This is a genomic window from Amycolatopsis sp. NPDC043887 (assembly GCF_056435665.1).
This window is the reverse complement of sequence record NZ_JBWKEB010000034.1, coordinates 1-19,673: the sequence shown is the minus strand read 5'-3', so window position 1 is coordinate 19,673 and position 19,673 is coordinate 1. Positions and strand designations below refer to the sequence as shown.

General features: G+C 71.4%; 9 protein-coding genes. 7 read left to right on the top strand and 2 right to left on the bottom strand.

Annotated features, from left to right (window positions below):
- Positions 1-13 precede the first annotated feature (13 nt).
- From AC069H_RS42325 to AC069H_RS42300, 6 genes are all read left to right on the top strand, one after another.
- A complete protein-coding gene (locus AC069H_RS42325; RefSeq protein ID WP_478236115.1) occupies positions 14-5,326 on the top strand; it encodes a type I polyketide synthase in 5,313 nt (1,770 codons plus the stop codon).
- Between the two features lie 112 nt (positions 5,327-5,438).
- On the top strand, positions 5,439-8,477 hold the full coding sequence (locus tag AC069H_RS42320) for a non-ribosomal peptide synthetase (protein WP_478236114.1): 3,039 nt from the start codon (positions 5,439-5,441) through the stop codon (positions 8,475-8,477).
- Complete coding sequence (locus tag AC069H_RS42315) at positions 8,474-13,903, top strand: non-ribosomal peptide synthetase/MFS transporter (RefSeq protein ID WP_478236113.1); 5,430 nt, start codon at positions 8,474-8,476, stop codon at positions 13,901-13,903. The genes AC069H_RS42320 and AC069H_RS42315 overlap by 4 nt, the downstream gene beginning before the upstream one ends.
- Complete coding sequence (locus AC069H_RS42310; protein WP_478224602.1) at positions 13,900-15,171, top strand: ATP-grasp domain-containing protein; 1,272 nt, start codon at positions 13,900-13,902, stop codon at positions 15,169-15,171. The genes AC069H_RS42315 and AC069H_RS42310 overlap by 4 nt, the downstream gene beginning before the upstream one ends.
- Positions 15,168-16,445 carry an ATP-grasp domain-containing protein gene (locus AC069H_RS42305; RefSeq protein WP_478224601.1) on the top strand — a complete coding sequence of 426 codons (1,278 nt, stop codon included), beginning with the start codon at positions 15,168-15,170 and terminating at the stop codon, positions 16,443-16,445. The genes AC069H_RS42310 and AC069H_RS42305 overlap by 4 nt, the downstream gene beginning before the upstream one ends.
- Entirely contained in the window at positions 16,442-17,377 is a 936-nt protein-coding gene (locus tag AC069H_RS42300; protein ID WP_478236112.1) for a TauD/TfdA family dioxygenase, read from the top strand. The genes AC069H_RS42305 and AC069H_RS42300 overlap by 4 nt, the downstream gene beginning before the upstream one ends.
- Positions 17,378-17,689: 312 nt before the next feature.
- Here AC069H_RS42300 and AC069H_RS42295 read toward each other — a convergent pair whose 3' ends face one another.
- Positions 17,690-19,078, bottom strand: coding sequence for an MFS transporter (locus AC069H_RS42295; RefSeq protein WP_478236111.1), 1,389 nt, complete (start codon positions 19,076-19,078; stop codon positions 17,690-17,692).
- On the opposite strand from AC069H_RS42295, the gene AC069H_RS42290 reads away from it, so the two are divergent.
- Positions 19,077-19,427, top strand: coding sequence for an ArsR/SmtB family transcription factor (locus tag AC069H_RS42290; RefSeq protein ID WP_478236110.1), 351 nt, complete (start codon positions 19,077-19,079; stop codon positions 19,425-19,427). The two genes, AC069H_RS42295 and AC069H_RS42290, sit on opposite strands and share 2 nt — an antisense overlap.
- Positions 19,428-19,464: 37 nt before the next feature.
- Here the strand turns inward: AC069H_RS42290 and AC069H_RS42285 are convergent.
- Positions 19,465-19,673 (bottom strand): ArsR/SmtB family transcription factor (locus AC069H_RS42285; protein ID WP_478236109.1); only part of this gene is annotated, 209 nt, incomplete at its 5' end.

The window sequence follows — 19,673 nt, the reverse complement described above, 5'->3', positions numbered from 1 at the left end:
TAGGAGCACCACCGTGAACCACCTCCCTGAAACCGGCACCGGCGATCCCGGAGCCGAACCGATCGCGATCGTCGGACTCGACGTGCGCGTGCCCGGCGCGCGTGACGCGCGGCAGTTCTGGCGCAACCTCGTCGACGGCGTCGAGTCGATCGTGCCCGCCACCCGCGAGGAGATGATCGCCCGCGGCGCCGCACCGGACACAGTGGACGATCCGAGCTGGGTGAACGCCACCGCCGTGGTCGACGGCTTCGACGAGTTCGACGCGGAGCTGTTCGGCATGACCAGCCGCGAGGCCGAGATCACCGACCCGCAGCATCGGCTGTTCCTCCAGTCGTGCCACGCCGCGCTCACCGACGCGGGCTACGACCCGGCCCGCTTCGACGGCGCGATCGGCGTCTACGGCGGGTCCGGGGGCACCGGCTACCTGACCGAGAACCTGATGCGCAACGAGCGGCTCCTCGCCTCGCAGCACGGCGGGATCGGCATCTCGACCGGCAACCAGCCGAGCTACTTGACGACCTCGGTGTCGTACAAGCTCAACCTGCGCGGTCCGAGTCTCGCGGTGTTCACCGCCTGCTCGACGTCCCTGGTCGCGGTGCACCTGGCCTGCGAGGCGCTGCGCAACGGCGAGTGCGACATGGCGCTGGCCGGTGGGGTCAACGTGGAGATGCCACACGGCGTCGGCTACATGGGCGTCGACGGCTTCACCTCACCGGACGGCCACGTGCGCGCGTTCGACGCGGACGCCAACGGCACGGTCTGGAGCAGCGGCGTCGGGGTCGTGCTGGTGAAGCGGCTGTCGCAGGCGATCGAGGACGGCGACCACATCCGGGGTGTCGTGCTGGGCAACGCGATCAACAACGACGGCGCCACCAAGGTCGGTTTCTCCGCGCCCAGCGTGTCCGGGCAGACGGAGGCGATCGCGCAGGCCGTCGGCATGGCCGGTGTCGATCCGCGCACCATCGGTTACGTCGAGGCGCACGGCACCGGAACCGCGCTGGGTGACCCGATCGAGATCACCGCACTGTCCACTGTGTACGGGGACAGGGTCGCGGACACCGGCTGGTGCGCGATCGGCTCGGTGAAGTCCAACATCGGCCACCTGTCGCAGGCGGCGGGCGTGGTCTCGCTGATCAAGGCCGTGCTCGTCATGGAGCACGGGCTGATCCCGCCGACCATCAACTATCACGAACCCAACCCGGGGATCGACTTCCCGGCGAGCCCGTTCTTCCCGGCGCGCGAGGTGACGAAGTGGGAGGCGGGCCGGGTGCCGCGGCGGGCGGGCGTCAGCTCGTTCGGCGTCGGCGGCACCAACGCGCACGTCGTGCTGGAGGAGGCACCGAGTCCGCAGCGGTCCCGGACGCCGCATCCGGCGCATCTGCTGCGGGTGTCGGCCAACACCGCGGAAGCGCTCTCGGCCGCGGTCGACCAGCTCGCCGAGCGGCTGGCCGGGGACGTCGACCTCGACCTCGCCGACGTGGCGTACACCCTCGCCGCCGGGCGCACCGAGTACCCGCACCGCGCGGTCGTCGTCGCCCGTGACCCGGAGGACGCGGTCGACGGGCTGCGCGACCCCCGGCGCCTCGTGTCCGCACAGGCCGGGGAGACGAACGTGGCGTTCCTCTTCCCCGGGCAGGGTTCCCAATACGCCGGGATGGGCGCCGAGCTGTACGACGCCGAGCCGGTGTTCGCCGCGGCCGTCGACGAGTGCCTGCGGCTGCTCGAACCCGAGCTGCCGGAGCTGCGCGACCTGATCTTCCGGCCCGGCGGCGAGCAGGCGCTGCGGGAAACCCGCGTGACCCAGCCCGCGCTGTTCGTCGTCGAGTACGCGCTGGCGAGGCTGTGGCAGAGCTGGGGTGTGCGGCCCGCGGCGATGATCGGTCACTCGGTCGGCGAGTACGTCGCCGCCACCGTCGCCGGGGTCTTCACGCTGCCGGACGCGCTGAACCTGGTCGCCACCCGCGGCCGCCTCATGCAGTCGATGCCCGCCGGGGCGATGCTGGCCGTCCAGCTCGACGAGGAGAGCGTCACCTCGCGGCTGCCGGGCACGCTCGCGATCGCCGGGGTGAACGGGCCCGGCACGTGTGTCGTGGCCGGGCCGTCGGACGCGGTCGCGGATTTCGCGGCGACGCTCAAGGCCAGCGGCGTGCAGTGCCGCGAGCTGGTGACCTCGCACGCGTTCCACTCGCCGATGATGGACCCGATCCTCGCCGAGTTCACCGCGGCCGTCGCCGCCGTCACCCGCATCGCGCCCGCGCTGCCGTTCCTGTCGAACGTCACCGGCGACTGGATCACCGACGCCCAGGCCACCGACCCGGCCTACTGGGCCTCGCACCTGCGTCAGGCCGTCCGGTTCGGCGACTGCGTCAAGAACCTGTTCGCGCGCGGCGGCCGCTGGGCGCTCGTCGAATGCGGCCCGGGTCATCAGCTGTCCGGGCTGTCCCGCGGCCAGGTCCCCAAGGGCATGCCCGCGCCGCAGCCGAGCCTGCCGGGCCGTACCGAGCGCATCGGCGACGTCGAAACGCTTTACGGCGCGGCCGGTCTCTTGTGGACGAACGGGGTTTCCCTGGAACCGCGGACGTTCGGTGCGCCCGGGCACCGGGTACCGCTGCCCGGCTACCCGTACGCGCGCAAGCGGTACTGGGTCGACCCGGATCCGGTCACGGCTGCCCAGCCCGCGCGGTCGACCGGTCCGTTGCCGCTGTCCGAGTGGTTCGCGGTCCCGGCGTGGCGGCAGGCGGAACCGGACCTGAGACGCGAGCCCTTCGCGAACGCGCTCGTCTTCGCCGCTGACGACGTCTTGCCCGGTCTGCTGCGCGAGGCGGGTGTGACGGTCACCGAGGTGCGCCCCGGCGACGGCTTCGCCGCGACGGAGACCGGATTCACCGTCCGGCCCGGGGCCCGCGAAGACTACGACGCGCTCGTGGCCGCGCTGCCCGCCCGGCCCGAGCGGGTCGTCCACGCCTGGACGCTGGCCGGGGAAGAGCGCGGCATGGCCGCACAGGACCACGGGTTCTTCAGCCTGCTCAATCTTGTTCAGGCCTGGGGCGAGCCGGTGCGGATCGACGTGCTGAGTACCGGCACCGCCGACGTCACCGGCACCGATCTGACCCGCCCCGAGCACGCGACCCTCGCCGGCATCGCCCGGGTCGTGCCGCTGGAAGTCCCTGGCACGGTGGTGCGCCGGATCGATGTAGATCGCCCGCAGGACGCTGTCGCTGAGCTGTTCCGCCCGGTTGACGCGGCGGCCGAGGTCGCGCTGCGGGCCGGTCGTCGCTGGGTGCTGGACTACACCCAGCTCGAACTGCCCGCGGCCGCGGAGCCGGTGCTGCGCGACGGCGGCCGGTACCTGATCACGGGCGGGACCGGCGGTATCGGCATCACGCTCGCCGAGGACCTCGCTCGCCGGGTGCGGGCGAAGCTCGTGTTGCTCACCCGCGCCGGGCTGCCGCCGCGGGCGGAGTGGGACGCGCACCTCGCCGCGCACGGCGGCACCGACCGCGCCGGGCGCGCGATGCTCGCCGTGCGGCGGATGGAGACCGCGGGCGCGGTAGTGCACGTCGTCGCCGCCGATGTCACCGACGCGCGGCGCCTGCGCGAGGTGCGTGAGCTGGCCGAGCGCGAGTTCGGCGGCCTCGACGGGATCGTGCACGCCGCCGGGCTGCCCGGCGGCGGCGTCGCCGAGGTGAAGGAGCGGGCCGCGGCCGAGGCCGTGCTGGCCCCGAAGATCGCCGGGACACTGGCGCTGGCCGAGGCGTTCGCCGACCTGCCGATGGACTTCGTCGCGCTGTGCTCGTCGATCACCGCGGCGGTGGGCGGCATCGGGCAGGTCGACTACTGCGCCGCCAACAACTTCCTCGACGCCTACGCGCGGGGCGGTCACGGCTGGCAGGCGCGGCTGGTGTCGCACGCCTGGGGTGGCTGGGACGAGGTCGGCATGGCCGCGGAGGTGGCCGCGCCGACCACGATCCGCACCACCCGGTCGCGGGCGCTCGGCCCGGTCGAGCACCCCGTGCTCACCACGCGTACCGAGGACGGCGCGCACGGGCTCGTCTCGGCGGCCACGCACTGGCTGCTCGACGAGCACCGGATCGCCGGGGTGCCGGTGGTGCCGGGCACGGGACACCTGGAGACCGTCCGTGCGGCGGTGGCCGCGGCGCTGCCGAAGCCCGGTGACGGGCACGTCGTCGAGCTGCGGGACGTCGCGTTCCTGGAGCCGTTCGGCGTCCCGGACGGCGCCACCGCGGAGTACCGCGTGGAGTTCGACGGCGACGACTTCACCGTGACCAGCCACGTCGCCGGCGCGAGCCGGACCCACGTGCGCGGATCCGCCGGATGGGTCGAGGCGGGGCCGGCGTCCACTGTGGACATCGAGGCGGTGACCGGGCGGACCGAGCCGATCGACGACGGGAACGGCTTCGGCGCCGGCCGCACCAGCATGGTCACCTTCGGCCCGCGCTGGGCGGCGCTGCGTGAACACCGCATCGGCGCGGAGGAGGAGCTGGCCACGATCACGGCTCCCGACGCGGCGGCGGGTGACGCCGGCGCGTGGGGCCTGCACCCGGCACTGCTGGACGTCGCGACCGCGTTCGGCCGCGGCCGGGGGAGCGGCACCTACCTGCCGATGAGCTACGGCCGGATCGTCGTGCACGACGCGCTCCCGGCGAGTTTCCGCAGCCACCTGCGCTACCGCGACTCCGGCGGCGACCAGGTGGTGGCGGCCGACCTTTCGCTGTGCGACGAGACCGGTCGCGTGCTCGTCACGATCGAGGATTTCGTGCTGCGCCAGGTCGATCAGGCCGCCGTCGGCGGCGGCCTGACTTCGGCGTCCACTGTGGACACTGTTGGGACGTCGACCGGGATCCGGCCGGTGGACGGCGCCGAGGCGTTCGTGCGGGCGCTGGCTCCCGGTCTCGGCGGGCAGGTGGTGATCAGCACCCTCCCGGTGCGGGAGCTGATCGAGCACCAGGTCACCGTCGAGGAGCTGGACGAACCCGACGAAGCGCCGGTGAAGGTGTCGGAGGACGACTACGTCGCCCCGCGCACCGAGCTGGAGGCCGAGATCGCCCGCCAGTGGACCGAGCTGCTCGGCGTGGAGAGGATCGGCGTGCACGACGACTTCTTCGCCCTCGGCGGCAACTCGCTGGTCGCCATCCAGCTCATCGCCCAGGTGCGCAAGGCCACCGGCACGCGGCTGGCGATGAAGACGCTGTTCGAAGCGTCCACAGTGGCCACTCTGGCCGAGCGGATCGAGGAGCTGCGCGCCGGCAAGGCCGAGGCGCCGGACGAATCCGCCCGGACCACCATCCCGAAGCTCGAACGCTGAAGCGGTGGGTCAGGCCTCGTGAGTGGCAATGATCGTTCTAACCGTCATTACCACTCACGACCCCCTGGACCGACGCGGCACTTGCGCTTGACCTCTCACTGAACAGGAAATCATGAGCGACACGAAGGAATGGACGTTCCCGGCCTCGTTCGGGCAGGAGCGGATCTGGCTGTCCGGCCAGCTCGACCCGGCGTCCCCGGTGTACAACCTGCACTGCCAGGCCAGGCTGGACCGCCCGCTGACCGCGGAGCAGTGGCGCGCCGCGCTCGGCGTCATCGTCGGGCGGCATGAGGCGCTGCGCACGTCGTTCCGCATGGAGGGCGGCGCGCTCATGCAGGTGGTGCACGCAGAGGTGCCGATCGAGCCCGAGGTGCACGACCTGCGAGACCTGCCCGCCGACGCCCGTGAAGACCGGCTCGCCGAACTCGTCGGTGGTGTGTCGCGCGAGGCCATCCCGCTCGACTCGCCGCCGCCGTGGCGGGCCCAGGTTTGCCGCATGGCCGACGCCGAGTGGGTGCTCACGTTCGTCGTGCACCACACCGTGTTCGACGCAGGCTCGGTGCTGGTGCTGGGGGCCGAGCTGGGCGAGGCGTGCGACGCCGTGTTCGAGGGCCGCGAGCCGAAGCTGCCCGAACTGGCCATCCAGTACCCGGACTTCTCGGCCTGGCAGCGCGGGCAGCTCGAAACGTCCAGCGAACAGCTGGACTACTGGCGCAAGCAGCTCGCCGGGCTGCCGCCGGTGCACGGCCTGCCCACCGACCGGCCGCGGCCGTCGGAGCTGACGTTCGCCGGTGACCAGGTGCACTTCGCCCTCCCGGACGGTCTGATCGACCGGGTCGGCGAGCTGAGTCTGGAGCTGTCGGCGTCGCCGTTCATGGTGCTGCTGGCCGGCTACTCGGCGCTTCTGTCGCGACTGTCCAGAGCGGACGACATCGTCGTCGGCGTCCCGGTCGCCGGCCGTGACCTTCCCGAGCTGGCCGACCTGATCGGCATGTTCGTCAACCAGATGGCCGTGCGAGTCGACTGCTCGGGCGCGCCCGCGTTCACCGAGCTGGTGGGCCGGGTCCGGTCCACGTTGCTGGAGGCGATCGACCACAGCCAGGTGCCGTTCCAGGCGGTCGCCGAGGCGGTCGGGGCCGAGCGCGATCCCGGCGTGCAGGCGCTGTACCAGCTCGGGTTCAACTTCCTGCCCGACTCGGGGCTGGAGCCGATCCGTTCGGCCACCGCGAAGGACGACATCGCGATCGACCTGACCGCCGTGGACGGCAGGCTCGTCTACCGCACCGACCTGTTCGACCGCGAGACCGCCGAAGCCATCGCCGAGCGGTACGTGCGGCTGCTGAGCGCGGCGGTCGCCGATCCGGCCCGGTCGGTCGCGGATCTGCCGCTGCTGTCGGACGCCGAGCGCGAGCTGGTCCTGACCGCGTGGAACCCGACGGAACTGTCCACTCCGGACACCAAGACGGTGCACGCCCGTTTCGAGGAACAGGCCAGGCGGACCCCGGACGCGCCCGCCGTCGACTTCGGCGGAGTTCGCCTGACGTATGCCGAGCTGAACACGCGAGCCAACCGCGTCGCGCACCGGCTGCGCGAGCTGGGCGCCGGTCCCGGCACCGTCGTCGGCGTGTGCGTGCCGAACTCGGCGGATCTGCTGACCGGCGTGCTCGGCGTGCTGAAGAGCGGCGCGGCCTACGTCCCGCTCGACCCGGCCAACCCGGCACCCCGGCAGGCGCTGATCCTCGCCGACGCGGGTGTCCCGTTCGTGCTGGTCTCCGGAGAGTCCACTTTGGACACCAAGACGCTGGCCCTCGACGACCCGGCCGAGTGGTCCGCCGCGGCCACCGAGGACCCGGACCCGGCGGCCGGGCCGGGCGACGTCGCCTACGTGATCTACACGTCGGGCTCGACCGGGCGGCCCAAGGGCGTCGAGGTCGAGCACCGGGCCGTCGACACGTACCTGGCGTGGGCGCGCGAGGCGTACCCCGGCCTGGCCGGACGGGCGTTGCTGCACACGTCGCCGTCGTTCGACCTCACCGTGACGACGCTGCTCGGCACCCTCACCGCCGGGGGCGCGGTGGTCGATGGCGGACGCCCGACGTTCGTCAAGGCGACCCCGACACACCTCGCCGTCCTCGCCGAGGAGCTGTTCCCGACGGGTGAGCTGGTGCTCGGCGGTGAAGCGCTGACCGCCGAGGCCGTCCAGCCGTGGCGGGGTCGGCACCCCGGTACGCTCGTCGTCAACGAGTACGGCCCGACCGAGGCCACCGTCGGCTGCGTCGTGCACCGGGTCGAACCTGGGGACGAGCTGCCGTCCGGACCCGTCCCGATCGGCCGTCCGGTGCCCGGCACCCGCGTGTACGTCCTCGACGAACGGCGGCAGCCGGTGCCGCCGGGCGTCCCGGGCGAGTTGTACATCGCCGGGTCGCAGCTCGCCCGCGGCTACCTCGGGCTGCCGGATCTGACCGCGGAGAAGTTCATCGAGGGCCTGTCAGGCCGGATGTACGCGACGGGCGACCTCGTCCGCTGGCGCCGCGACGGCACGCTCGACTACCTCGGCCGCATCGACGAGCAGGTGAAACTGCGCGGCTACCGCATCGAGCCCGGGGAGGTCGAGGCCGCACTGCGCGAGCTGCCGGAGGCGCGGGACGCGGCCGTGGCGGTCCGCGGCGACACGCTCGTCGGTTATGTCGTCGGCAGCACCGAGGGCGCGGCCGAGGCACTGCGGAAGACGTTGCCGGAGTACCTGGTGCCGACCCGGTTCGTGTCGCTCGACGCGCTGCCGATGTCGGCCAGCGGCAAACTCGACCGGGCCGCGCTGCCGGATCCCGAACCCGGCGAGGCGCCGGCGTACGTCGCACCCCGGACCGCGGCCGAAGAACTCGTCGCCGAAGTGCTCGGCGAGTTGCTCGGCATCGACGACCTCGGCGCGCACGACGACTTCTTCGCCCGTGGCGGCAACTCGCTGCTGGCGATCCGCGCGATGGCCCGGATCCGCAAGCAGGTCGAGGTCGACATCCCGGTGCGAGGGCTGTTCTCTCTCACCACCGTCGCCGGTCTCGCCGCCGAGATCGAGCGGCGGCTCGAGGAAGACCTCGACCAGCTCAGCGACGAGGAGGTCCAGCGCCAGCTGGCCGAAGGTGAGAACTCATGACCGCGATCGACGAAACCAGCGCGGCCGCGCGCCGCGCCCTGCTCGAACGGCGGCTGCGACGGCGCGCGGAGCCGGCCGCGACCATCACGCCGCGCCCCGCCGACGCCGTCGTCCCGCTGTCCTACCAGCAGGAGCGCGTCTGGTTCATGGAGCAGTTCGCCCCGGGCACCGGGTCGTACCACATCCCGGTGCCGATCCGGCTGACCGGCAGGCTCGACGTCGCCGCGCTCCAGTCCGCTTTGGACACCCTGCCGACGCGGCACGAGGCGCTGCGGATGCGCTTCCCGGAGGGGGACGACGGACAGCCGACCGTCCACATCGAACCTTCGGTCTCGGTTGATTTGTCCATAGTGGATGCGGGAACTGAGGAAGCCGCCCGCGCCGCCGTCGACGCCGCCGCGGCCGAGACGTTCGACCTGGCCACGGGCCCGCTCCTGCGGGCGACACTGGCCCGGGTGTCCGACGAGGAGCACCTGCTGGTCTTGTGCACGCACCACATCGTGGGCGACGGCTGGTCGGTCGACCTGTTGCTGCGTGACCTCGCCGCGCAGTACCACGCTCTGAGCACCGGCGGCACGGCCCAGCTGCCCGCGCTGAGCATCGGGTACGGCGACTTCGCGCACTGGCAGCGCCGCACGCTCACCGGTGGCGAACTCGACCGGCAACTGGAGCACTGGAAGGCACAGCTCGCCGGGGTCGAGCCGCTGGAGTTGCCCACCGATCGGCCCCGGCCCGCCAAGCAGAGCTTCGACGGCGCGATCCACGAGTTCTTCGTCGAGCGCGACCTCGCCCGCGCGCTCGGCGAGCTGAGCCGTGAGCACGGCGTCACGCTCTTCATGACCCTGCTGGCCGCCTACCAGGTGCTGCTTTCGCGGTACTCGGGCCAGGAGGACTTCGCGATCGGCTCGTCGTCGGCCGGACGCGGCCTGCCCGAGCTGGAGGGCGTGGCGGGCATGTTCATCAACATGCTGCCGCTGCGTGCCCAGCTCGCGGGTGACCCGACGTTCGCCGAGCTGCTCGAACGCACCCGGCGGCACGTGCTGGACGCGTTCGAGCACGCCGACGTCCCGTTCGAACGGCTGGTGAACGCGCTCGGCGTGCCCCGCGACGTCAGCCGCTCGCCGGTGTTCCAGGCGATGTTCGTGCTGCAGAACTACGAGATGGGCCGGATGGGCGCGGCCGGTGAGTCCGAAGTGGACTTCCGCTGGCTGCCGATGGACCTGCCCGCTACCCGGTTCGACTTCGAGTTCCACGCGATCGAGGTCGAACGCGGGCTGATCGGCAAGCTCGTCTACAACACCGCGCTGTTCACCCCGGACACGGTCGACGGGATGGCCGGGCGGCTGGTCACGCTGCTGCGCTCGATCGTCGCCGACCCGGACCGGCGACTGTCCGAAGTGGACATTCTCGACGCCGCACAGCGCGAACTCGTCCTGGAGCGCTGGAACGACACGACCGCCGAGTTCCCGCAGACCACGCTGCACACGCTCGTCGAGGAGCAGGCCGCCCGGACGCCGGACGCGCCCGCGGTGACCTTCCGCGGTGCGTCGCTGACCTACCGCGAGCTGGACGAGCGGGCCAACCGGCTCGCGCACCGGCTGCGTGGGCTCGGCGTCGGACCGGGCGTGCTCACCGGGGTATTCGCGGAGCGGTCTTTCGAACTGGTCGTCGCGCTCCTCGGCGTGCTGAAAGCCGGTGGCGCGTACGTCCCGCTCGACCCGGAGTACCCGGCCGACCGGCTGGCGTTCATGCTGCGGGACGCGGCCGCGCCCGTCGTCGTGACGCAGGCGGCGTTGCGTGAAACACTGCCGCCGGGGGACGCGACCGTCGTCGTCCTGGACGACCTCGCCGAGACGGCCGGGCAACCGGGCACCCCGCCTGAGCCGCTTGCCGGACCGGATGACCCGGCGTACGTCATCTACACCTCGGGCTCCACCGGTCAGCCGAAAGGCGTGCCCAACGGTCACCGCGGCATCGTCAACCGGCTCGACTGGATGCAGCGCGCGTACCGCCTCGACCACACCGATTCGGTGTTGCAGAAGACCCCGGCCGGTTTCGACGTGTCGGTCTGGGAGTTCTTCTGGCCGCTGATCACCGGTGCGCGGCTCGTGCTCGCCGAACCCGGCGGCCACAAGGACGCCGCGTACCTGCGTGAGCTGCTCGCGTCCGAAGGCATCACCACCGCGCACTTCGTGCCGTCGATGCTCACGCTTTTCCTGGCCGAACAAGGCGTCGAGACCTGCACGGCGCTGCGGCGGGTCGTGTGCAGCGGCGAGGAGCTACCGCTCGACGCTGCCCGCGAGTTCACGCGGCGGCTGCCGGACTGCGAGCTGCACAATCTCTACGGCCCGACCGAAGCCGCCATCGACGTCACCGCCTGGCACTGCACGCCCGCCGCGCTCGCCGACGTCGCGTCGGTGCCGATCGGAGCGCCGATCCAGAACATCCGGATCTACGTGCTCGACCGTGCCGGGCGGCCCTGCCCGGTCGGCGTGCCGGGCGAACTGCACATCGCCGGCGTCGGCCTCGCCCTGGGGTACCACAACCGCCCGGAGCTGACGGCAGAGCGGTTCGTACCCGACCCGTTCCACAGTGGACGGATGTACCGCACCGGCGACCTCGCGCACTGGCGCCCGGACGGGACGATCGCGTTCCTCGGCCGGATCGACCACCAGGTCAAGCTGCGCGGCCTCCGCATCGAGCTGGGGGAGATCGAGACGACCTTGCGCGCCCAGCCGGGTGTGCGCGACGCCGCCGTGATCGTCCGCGAGGACACGCCGGGGGACAAGCGGCTGGTCGGGTACGTCGTCGGCGACGCCGAGCCCGGCGCGCTGCGGACGGCGCTCAAGCAGAGCCTCCCGGACTACATGGTCCCGCCGTCGTTCGTCGCGCTCGACGAGCTGCCGCTCACCCCGAACGGCAAGCTCGACCGCAAGGCGCTGCCCGCTCCGGTCGCGTCCCGGGACGCGACCAAGGAACTGGTCGCGCCGTCGACCCCGGTCGAAACCCTGCTGGCCGACATCTGGCGGGACGTGCTCAAGGTGGACGAGCTGGGCGTCGACGACGACTTCTTCGACCTCGGCGGCCACTCGATGCTGGCCACCCAGGTGGTGGCACGGATCGGCAAGGCGGGCGCCGGGCAGGTCGGCGTCATGGACCTGTTCCAGCACCGCACGATCCGCGAGCTGGCGTCCTTCATGGACGATGACGCCACCGACCGGCCGCGGCATCTGCTGTACGAGCTGACCAAGCCGACGACGCAGCGGACGCTGACCTACGTCTGCTTCCCCTACGGCGGCGGCAGCGCGATCGTGTACCAGCCGCTGGCCGACGCGCTCCCGGAGGGCTACTCGCTCTACTCGGTCGCCATCCCCGGGCACGACGTCGGACTGTCCGAAGAGGCCCTGCCCTTCGACGACCTGGTCGAGCGGCTGGCCGACGAGATCCTCGACCGCGTCGACGGCCCGCTGGCCATCTACGGCCACTGCGGTGTCGGCAACGCGCTCGCCGTCGCCGTCGCCCGGCTGCTCGAAGAGCGCGGCCGCGAGCTGGAGGTCGTCTACATCGGCGCGATCTTCCCGTTCGCCCGCATGAAGGGCCCGGTGGGCACGTTGCGCACCCGGCTGGAGAAGCTGCGCAGCAACCGGTACTACTCGAACTGGCTCAAGGGCATGGGCGTCGACACCGACGACCTCGACCCGGCGCAGGCCGACCGGATCATCACGAACATGCGCGCCGACAGCCGCGCCGCCGAGGAGTACTTCAGCGGCCTGCTCGACGCCCGCGTGGCCAAGCTGCGCGCGCCGATCGTGTCGGTCGTGGGCTCCGAGGACCCGGTCACCGACTACTACGCCGAGCGGTACCGGGAATGGGAGTTCCTCACCGACACCACCGCGCTCGTGGTGCTCGACCGGGCCGGGCACTTCTTCCTGCGCTACCGGGCCGACGAACTCGCGGAGATCGTCACGCGCGTGCATCCGGCGCTGGACGACCCCGGCGAACTCGACGTCCGGGTCCGCGGCGAAGACGCGGCCTGGGCGGTGCACGAGACCCACCGGGCGGAGGTGGACGAGAAACCCGCGGTGCGGCCGAGCATGGCCCGGTTCGTCACCATCACGGTCGGGCAACTGGTGTCCTCGACCGGTTCGGCGCTGACGTCCTTCGCGGTGCCGATCTGGCTCTACACGCGCACGGGCTCGGTGGCCGACCTCGGCCTGCTGTGGGCGCTCGCGCTGCTGTTCGGCGTGCTCGTCCTGCCGGTGGCCGGCGCACTGGTCGACCGCGGCGACCGGCGGCGGATCATGATCGCGGCCAGCGGCATCGCCGGCGGGATCCAGCTGATACTGGCGTTGCTGCTGATCACCGGGCATGTCCAGCTGTGGTTGTTCTACGTGTTGATCCCGCTCGGGTCGGTGGCCGCTTCGTTCCAGCGCATCGCCTATCAGTCGTCGGTGGCTCAGCTGGTGCCGAAGCAGTATCTCGGGCACGCGATGGGCCTCGCGCAGCTGTCCACCGGTTTCGCCCAGTTGCTGATGCCGGTGCTCGCGGCCGGGCTGCTGGCGACGATTCAGTTGTCCGGCATCCTGATCCTGGACATGGCGAGCTACGCGTTCGCGATCGTGGGCCTGCTGCTGGTGCGGTTCCCGGACATGATGGGCTGGCGCCCGCGCGAACCGCTGCTGACGGCGATCGCAGGTGGGCTGCGGTACTCGTGGAACCACCGCGGTTTCCGCACGATGCTGCTGTACTTCGCGCTGGCGAACGTCTTCCTCGCTCCCGCGCTGGTGCTAGTCTCGCCGCTCGTGCTGTCGTTCGGCTCGGTCACCGACGTCGCGCAGGTGGCGCTGGCCGAGGCCATCGGCGCGGTGGCGGGTGGGATCGGGATGGCCTTGTGGGGCGGCCCGCGGCACCGCCGGATGGTCGGTGTGCTCGTCGGCAACATAGGGATCGCGCTCGGCAGCCTGGTGATGGGCCTGCGGCCGTCGCTGATCGTCGTCGCGGCCGGGGTGTTCCTCCTGGCCGCCGCGATGTCCGTGTCGCAGGGCATCTACGCGACGCTGGTGCAGGTCAAGGTGCCGCAGCGGTTCCACGGCCGGGTGTTCGCGATCAACCAGACGATCACCTGGTCCACGCTGCCGATCGGGTTCGCCGTGCTGGCGCCGCTGGCCGTCGGCTGGTTCTCGCCGCTGCTGGCACCGGGCGGCGCGCTGACCGGGTCGGTCGGCGCCGTGCTCGGCACCGGCGAGACCCGGGGCATCGGGCTCGCCTATGTCGTCTTCGCGCTGATCCTGCTGCTGATCAACGTGGGCGGGTTCTCGCTGCGGCGCCTGCGCCGCTTCGACACCGAGGTGCCCGATTCGCTGCCCGACGATCTGGTGGGGGCGCAGGAACGGGAGCGCAAGCTCGCCGGGAAGGAAGCCGCATGAGTACGGCAGTGCTGGTCAGGGAGGCCCGCGGACACTGGGTCGGCGAGGTCGCGCCGTCGATGCGGGCGGCCGGGCACCGCGTGGTGCTGCTCGCCCCGCCGATGGACGAGGCCGAGCGCGCCGCGCTGACGAACGTGGTAGACGACGTCGTCGCGCTCGACGACGTCCACGACCCGGAAGCCGTCGCGGCGAAGGTCCGGGAGATCGACGGCGGCGCGTTGGCCGGGATCTTCACCGGCTCGGACGGCGCCATCGCGAGCACCGCCCACGCCGCGGAACTGCTCGGGGTGGCGCGCTGCCCGGCGTCGGTGTTCGCCTTGTGCGCGAACAAGTTCGCGGTCCGGGAGGCGCTCGCCGCGGCCGGGCTGCCCGGGCCCGCGCACGCCCTGATCTCGTCGGCCGCCGAGGCGGCATCGGTCGCTTCCGCGGTCGGGCTCCCGGCGATCGTCAAACCGGTCAACGGGGCGGGCAGCAATCTGATCCGCGCGGTGTCCACTGTGGACGAACTAGCGGCCGCGTACGAGCTGCTGGCCGCGCGGCTGCCCGAGTCCGCGGATCCGCGCTACCACCGTCCATTGGGGACACTGGACCCTTCGGCGACATTCCTCGTCGAAGGATTGCTGTCCGGCCCGGAGTACGCGGTGGACGTGCTGGTCCGTGATGGGGTCGCCGAGCCGGTCGAGATCCTCGACAAGCCGCTGATCGACGAGCGGAAGTTCGAGCTGGCGCTGTCGTGCCCGCCCGCCGGGCTCACCGCCGACCGGGCCGAGCTGGTGACCGCCGCGGCGGTCACCGCCGTCCGCGCGCTGGGGCTCGACAACACCTGTGCCCACGTCGAGTTGATCGACGACGTCGACCGTGGCCCGACGATCGTCGAGGTCAACGCGGGCAGGCCCGCCGGCTCGATCATGCCGCTGCTGGCGAAGCTGCGCACCGGCATCGACGTGTTCGCCGAGCTGGCGGCGCTCGCGGTGGGCGCTCCGCCGCCGGTGCGGGAACCCGCGAAACTGCCCATCCCGCTGGGCATGCTGATCCTCTACGCGGCCGGTTCGGGCCGGTTGACCGGCATCGGCGGGCTCGACGAGATCGCCGAGCTGCCCGAGGTGATCGACGTCGTCACCACCGTCTCGCCGGGTGAGGTGCTCACCGACGAACAGGAGACCTACGCGGTCAACCTCGTCGTGGCCGGGTTCGCCGATCACGAGGACCTCGCCGACCTGCACGCGGAGGCGAGCAAGCTCGTCCGGCTCGAACTGGAGGAAGTGTGAAAACCGCGTTCGTGGTCTGCGAGACCGCAGGGCAGTGGATCGCCGACTTCGTGGCCGCTGTGCACGCGACCGGCCTGCGGGCCGAGCTGGTCACCCAACCCCTGGAACCGGCCGAGCAGGCACAGGTGGCGGAACTGGTGGACGGCATCGTCGTCGTCGACGACGTCCGTGACGCCGAAGCCGTCGCCGAGGCGATCCGGGTGCGGACCGTCAGTCCGGCCGGGGTGGTGACCGCCGCCGAGGGGATCATCGCGAGCGTCGCCCGTGCGGCCGAGCTGCTCGGGGTGGCGCGCTGCCCGGCGTCGGTGTTCACCGTGACGCACAACAAGTTCGCGGTCCGGCAGGCGTTGGGCGCGGCCGGGTTGCCGGGGCCACGCTGCGCGCTGATCTCGGCCGAGTCCGAGGCGGCGTCGGTGGCTTCGGCAGTCGGGCTCCCGGCGATCGTCAAACCGGTGAACGGCGCGGCGAGCAATCTCGTGCGTACTGTGTCCACAGTGGACGAACTGGCGGCAGCGTACCGGCTGCTGGCCGAGCGGTTGCCGCTGTCGGAGGACGCACGGTACCACCGGCTCGTCGGTGGCGGACCGGCGCCGATCGACCCGCTGAAGGTGTTCCTCGTGGAAGGCCTGCTGCGCGGTCCGGAGTACGCGGTCGACGTCCTGGTGCGCGACGGCGTCGCGGAACCGGTCGCCGTGGTGGAGAAGCCGCTGATCGACGAGCGCAAGTTCGAGCTGGGCATGGTCTGCCCGCCGCTCGAACTGTCCGAAGAGGACACCGGGCGGCTGTTCGCGGCCGCTACGGCCGCCGCGCTCGCCCTGGGTCTGGACAACACCTGCGCTCACCTGGAACTGATCGACGATGCCGAGCTGGGCCCGACGATCGTCGAGGTGAACGCGGGCCGCCCGGCAGGCGGCGCCCAGCCGGTGCTGCTGAAGCTCGCGACCGGCATCGATGTCATCGCCGAAGCCGTGTCGCTGGCATTGGGCACGCCACCGCCCGCGCGAGGTGCGGGCCTGCCGGTGCCGGTGGGCTACCTGATCTTCTACGCCGAGGGCACCGGGCGGCTGATCCGCGTCGAGGGCACCGACGAGGTCGCAGGGCTGCCCGAGGTCCTGGAGGTCGTCACGATCGTGCGCCCCGGCCAGCTGCTCACCGACGACCAGGAGATCTACGCGGTGAACGTACTCGCCGCGGGGTTCGCCGACACCGAAGACCTCGCCGCGCTGCACGCCGAGGCCGCCAAGCTGATCCGATTCGAACTGGAGGAGTCATGACCGCCGAACTCGCGGCGAACCTCGGCCACGTCGAGGGCAACGAACACACGAAGATCACCGTGTACGCGGCCACGGGTCTGGACTGGGTGCGCGCGCATCGCGAAGTGCTGCAGGGCCGGCTGCGCGAGCACGGCGCGATCCTGCTGCGCGGGATGCCTGCCGATCTGGCGGTGTTCAACCAGGTCACGGAGGAGATCGGCGGCTCGCTGCTGACGTACACGGAACGGTCGACGCCGCGGTCGGCGGTCTCGGGCAACATCTACACCTCGACGGAGTACCCGCCTGCCGAGTCGATCCCGATGCACAACGAGAACTCGTACTCGGCGCGCTGGCCCGCCCGCCTGTTCTTCCTGTGCGACACCGCGGCCGAAACCGGCGGCGCGACGCCGATCGCCGACAGCCGCGCGATGTACCGCCTGCTGCCGGAGGACCTGCGGGAGCGCTTCGCGGGCGGTGTCACCTACACCCGGGCGTTCCGTGAAGGCCTCGGGCTGACCTGGCAGGAGGCGTTCCAGACCGACGACCGCCAGGCGGTGGCGGACTACTGCACCGGCAACGGGCAGACGTACGAGTGGACCGACGAGGGCCTGCGCACCCGGCACGTGCGCCCGTCGTTCGTCGCGGAACCGCACACCGGCGCGACGGTGTGGTTCAACCAGGCCAACCTGTTCCATGTCTCGAGCCTGGGGGAGGAGGTCAGCGAGGCGCTGCTGGAGCTGTACCCCGAGGAAGACCTGCCCCGCAACGCCTTCTTCGCCGACGGCTCGCCGATCCCGCAGGCGGACCTGGCCACGATCAAGGCGACGTACGACGAGGTCAGCTACGCGTTCCCGTGGCAGCCGGGCGACATCATGGTGATCAACAACATGCTGATGGCGCACGGACGCGAGCCGTTCACGGGCAAGCGGCGGACCCTGGTCGCCATGACCTGAGCCGCCTCAGGCCGCGGCGACGCTGGAGAAGGGTGACGCGCGGGTGCTGCCGTTGCGGCCTCGTGAGTGGTAAGGACGGTTATTGAGGGGTGAGGCAACTGTGTCGGGTGCGGTGGGCGGTCCGCTCATGGCCGCCCTTCGACACACGCCCCGGGCCATGTCGACGACGTAGCGAAGGCCTCCTTCCCTACCTTCAGGGTAGGCAAGGAGGCCTTCACCACCACCTGGGTCGATCACTTCGGCTGACGGTGCGAAAGTGGCTTCGCAACACGCCACAGTTGCCTTACCCCTCAAGAGAACCGTCCTTACCACTCACGAGGCCGCCGGCCAGCGGCGGTGGTCCTGGTCGATGACGAACTCGTGGCTGTGCCGCCACGTGCCGTCGCCGGCCTGGACGGCGTCGGCGAGGTGAGCGGGGTCGATGGGCTCATGGTGGGTGTGTTCGAGAAGCAGGGGGTCGCGGCGTGGCCACGAGCGGATCGTGACGGCGAGCCCGAGTAGTGCGAGTGCGCCGAGAACGAGCCAGGTGGTGGTGAATCCGGCGGTGGTGGCGAGCCAGCCGGCGATGGGGTAGGCGAGCAGCCAGCAGGCGTGCGACAGCGAGAACTGGGCGGCGAAGATCGCTGGCCGGTCGCTGGGTTGGCTGGACCTGCGCAGGACCCGGCCGACAGGAGTGAGCACCAGTCCGGTGCCGAGGCCGATGATCGCCCAGACGGTGAGCGCGGCTCCCCAGCGCCAGTTGCCGGAGTCCGCGGTGGACAGTGCGATGGCGCCGGTCATTCCGGTGAGGAGGGTTCCGCCGCCGGAAAGCATGACGGTGCGTTCGGGGATCCGGTCGAGGGCGCGGGGGAGCAGGAGTGCGACCAGGATGGTGCCGATGCCGTTGCCTGCCAGGAGAAGCGCGACGTCGGCTTGGGACCGGCCGAGGGTGTCCTGGACGTAGTTGACCGTGTTGACCATGACGATCGAGCCGGCCGCGGCGACCACCAGGTCGAGACCGAGTGCTCCACGCAGGCGCGGGGTCGCGGTGAAGATCTTGATCCCGGCGAGGGTACGGTCCCAGATTCCGCCGCGGTGACTGCGGGTCGCGTCGGGGATGCGGGTGCTCAGCACGAGCACGGCGGAGGCGACGAACCCGATCGAGGTGCCGGTGAACAACCAGTGGAAGGACACGAGGCTGAGCACGGCGGCGGCGAGCAGGGGACTGAGCAGGCTCTCCATCGTCGAGGCCAGCTGCGACAGCGAGAGCGCCTTCGTGTAGTCGCGTTCGTCGGGCAGGATGTCCGGGAGGACGGCCTGGAAGGTCGGGGTGAACGACGCCGACGCGGATTGCAGGACCACGATCAGGACGTAGATCTGCCAGACCTGGTCGACGAAGGGCAGCGCGAGGACGACGAGCGCGCGGACAGCGTCCAGGCAAACGAGGAACAGGCGGCGTGGCACCCGGTCGGCGTAGGCCCCGGCGAGCGGCGCGACCGTGACATAGGTGATCATCTTGATCGCCAGCGCTGTTCCCAGCACCGCGCCGGCACTGGCCCCCGCCAAGTCGTAGGCCAGCAGGCCGAGCGCTACGGTCGTCAATCCAGTGCCGAACAGCGCGACCAGCTGTGCCCCGAACAGATGCCGGTAGTCCCGATGGCCGAACAACGACACGCTCCACCACTCCGCTCGCTCGAAGCCCCTTCCATGATAGGTGCTCATGTACGCACATGACGAATCAGGCGACCAGTGGACCCGGCTGCCTCCCGATGACCAGGTCGAGGCCGCGTCCACGGCGTTGCGGATGCTGGCCGATCCGACCCGGATGCGGATGCTGTGGCTGATCAGCGGCGAGGAGTACGACGTCGCGTCGTTGTCGGCCGCGGTCGCCATCGCGCGTCCGGCGGTGTCCCAGCATCTGGCCAAGCTCAAGCTGGCCGGTCTGGTCACGCAACGCCGGGACGGCAGGCGGATCCTCTACCGCGCTCGTGGCGGGCATGTCCGGCGTCTCTTGGCGGAGGTCATGAACGCGGCCGACCACCATCTGCACGGGATCCCCGACCACGATTGAGCCACTGAGCGCTGAATCCCTGGCTACGCGGATCAGGTCAACGGGCGGCCGCTCGGGGCTCGGCGTCGATGTGGTCGGCGTGGAAGAGGGCCTGCTTGAGTAGCCTGCTGACGTGCTCGTTCGCGGCGGAGTAGTAGACGAAGGTGCCTTTGCGGCGGCCTTTGACCAGGCCGGCGAGCCGGAGTTTCGCCAGGTGCTGGCTGACCGCGGTGGGGGCGGCGCCGGCGAGTTCGGCGAGGCAGGCGA

Coding starts and splice junctions, on each gene's coding strand:
- AC069H_RS42290 (WP_478236110.1), top strand. CDS start 19,077: ATGTACGCACATGACGAATCAGGCGACCAGTGGACCCGGCTGCCTCCC.
- AC069H_RS42315 (WP_478236113.1), top strand. CDS start 8,474: ATGACCGCGATCGACGAAACCAGCGCGGCCGCGCGCCGCGCCCTGCTC.
- AC069H_RS42320 (WP_478236114.1), top strand. CDS start 5,439: ATGAGCGACACGAAGGAATGGACGTTCCCGGCCTCGTTCGGGCAGGAG.
- AC069H_RS42295 (WP_478236111.1), bottom strand. CDS start 19,078: ATGAGCACCTATCATGGAAGGGGCTTCGAGCGAGCGGAGTGGTGGAGC.
- AC069H_RS42310 (WP_478224602.1), top strand. CDS start 13,900: ATGAGTACGGCAGTGCTGGTCAGGGAGGCCCGCGGACACTGGGTCGGC.
- AC069H_RS42300 (WP_478236112.1), top strand. CDS start 16,442: ATGACCGCCGAACTCGCGGCGAACCTCGGCCACGTCGAGGGCAACGAA.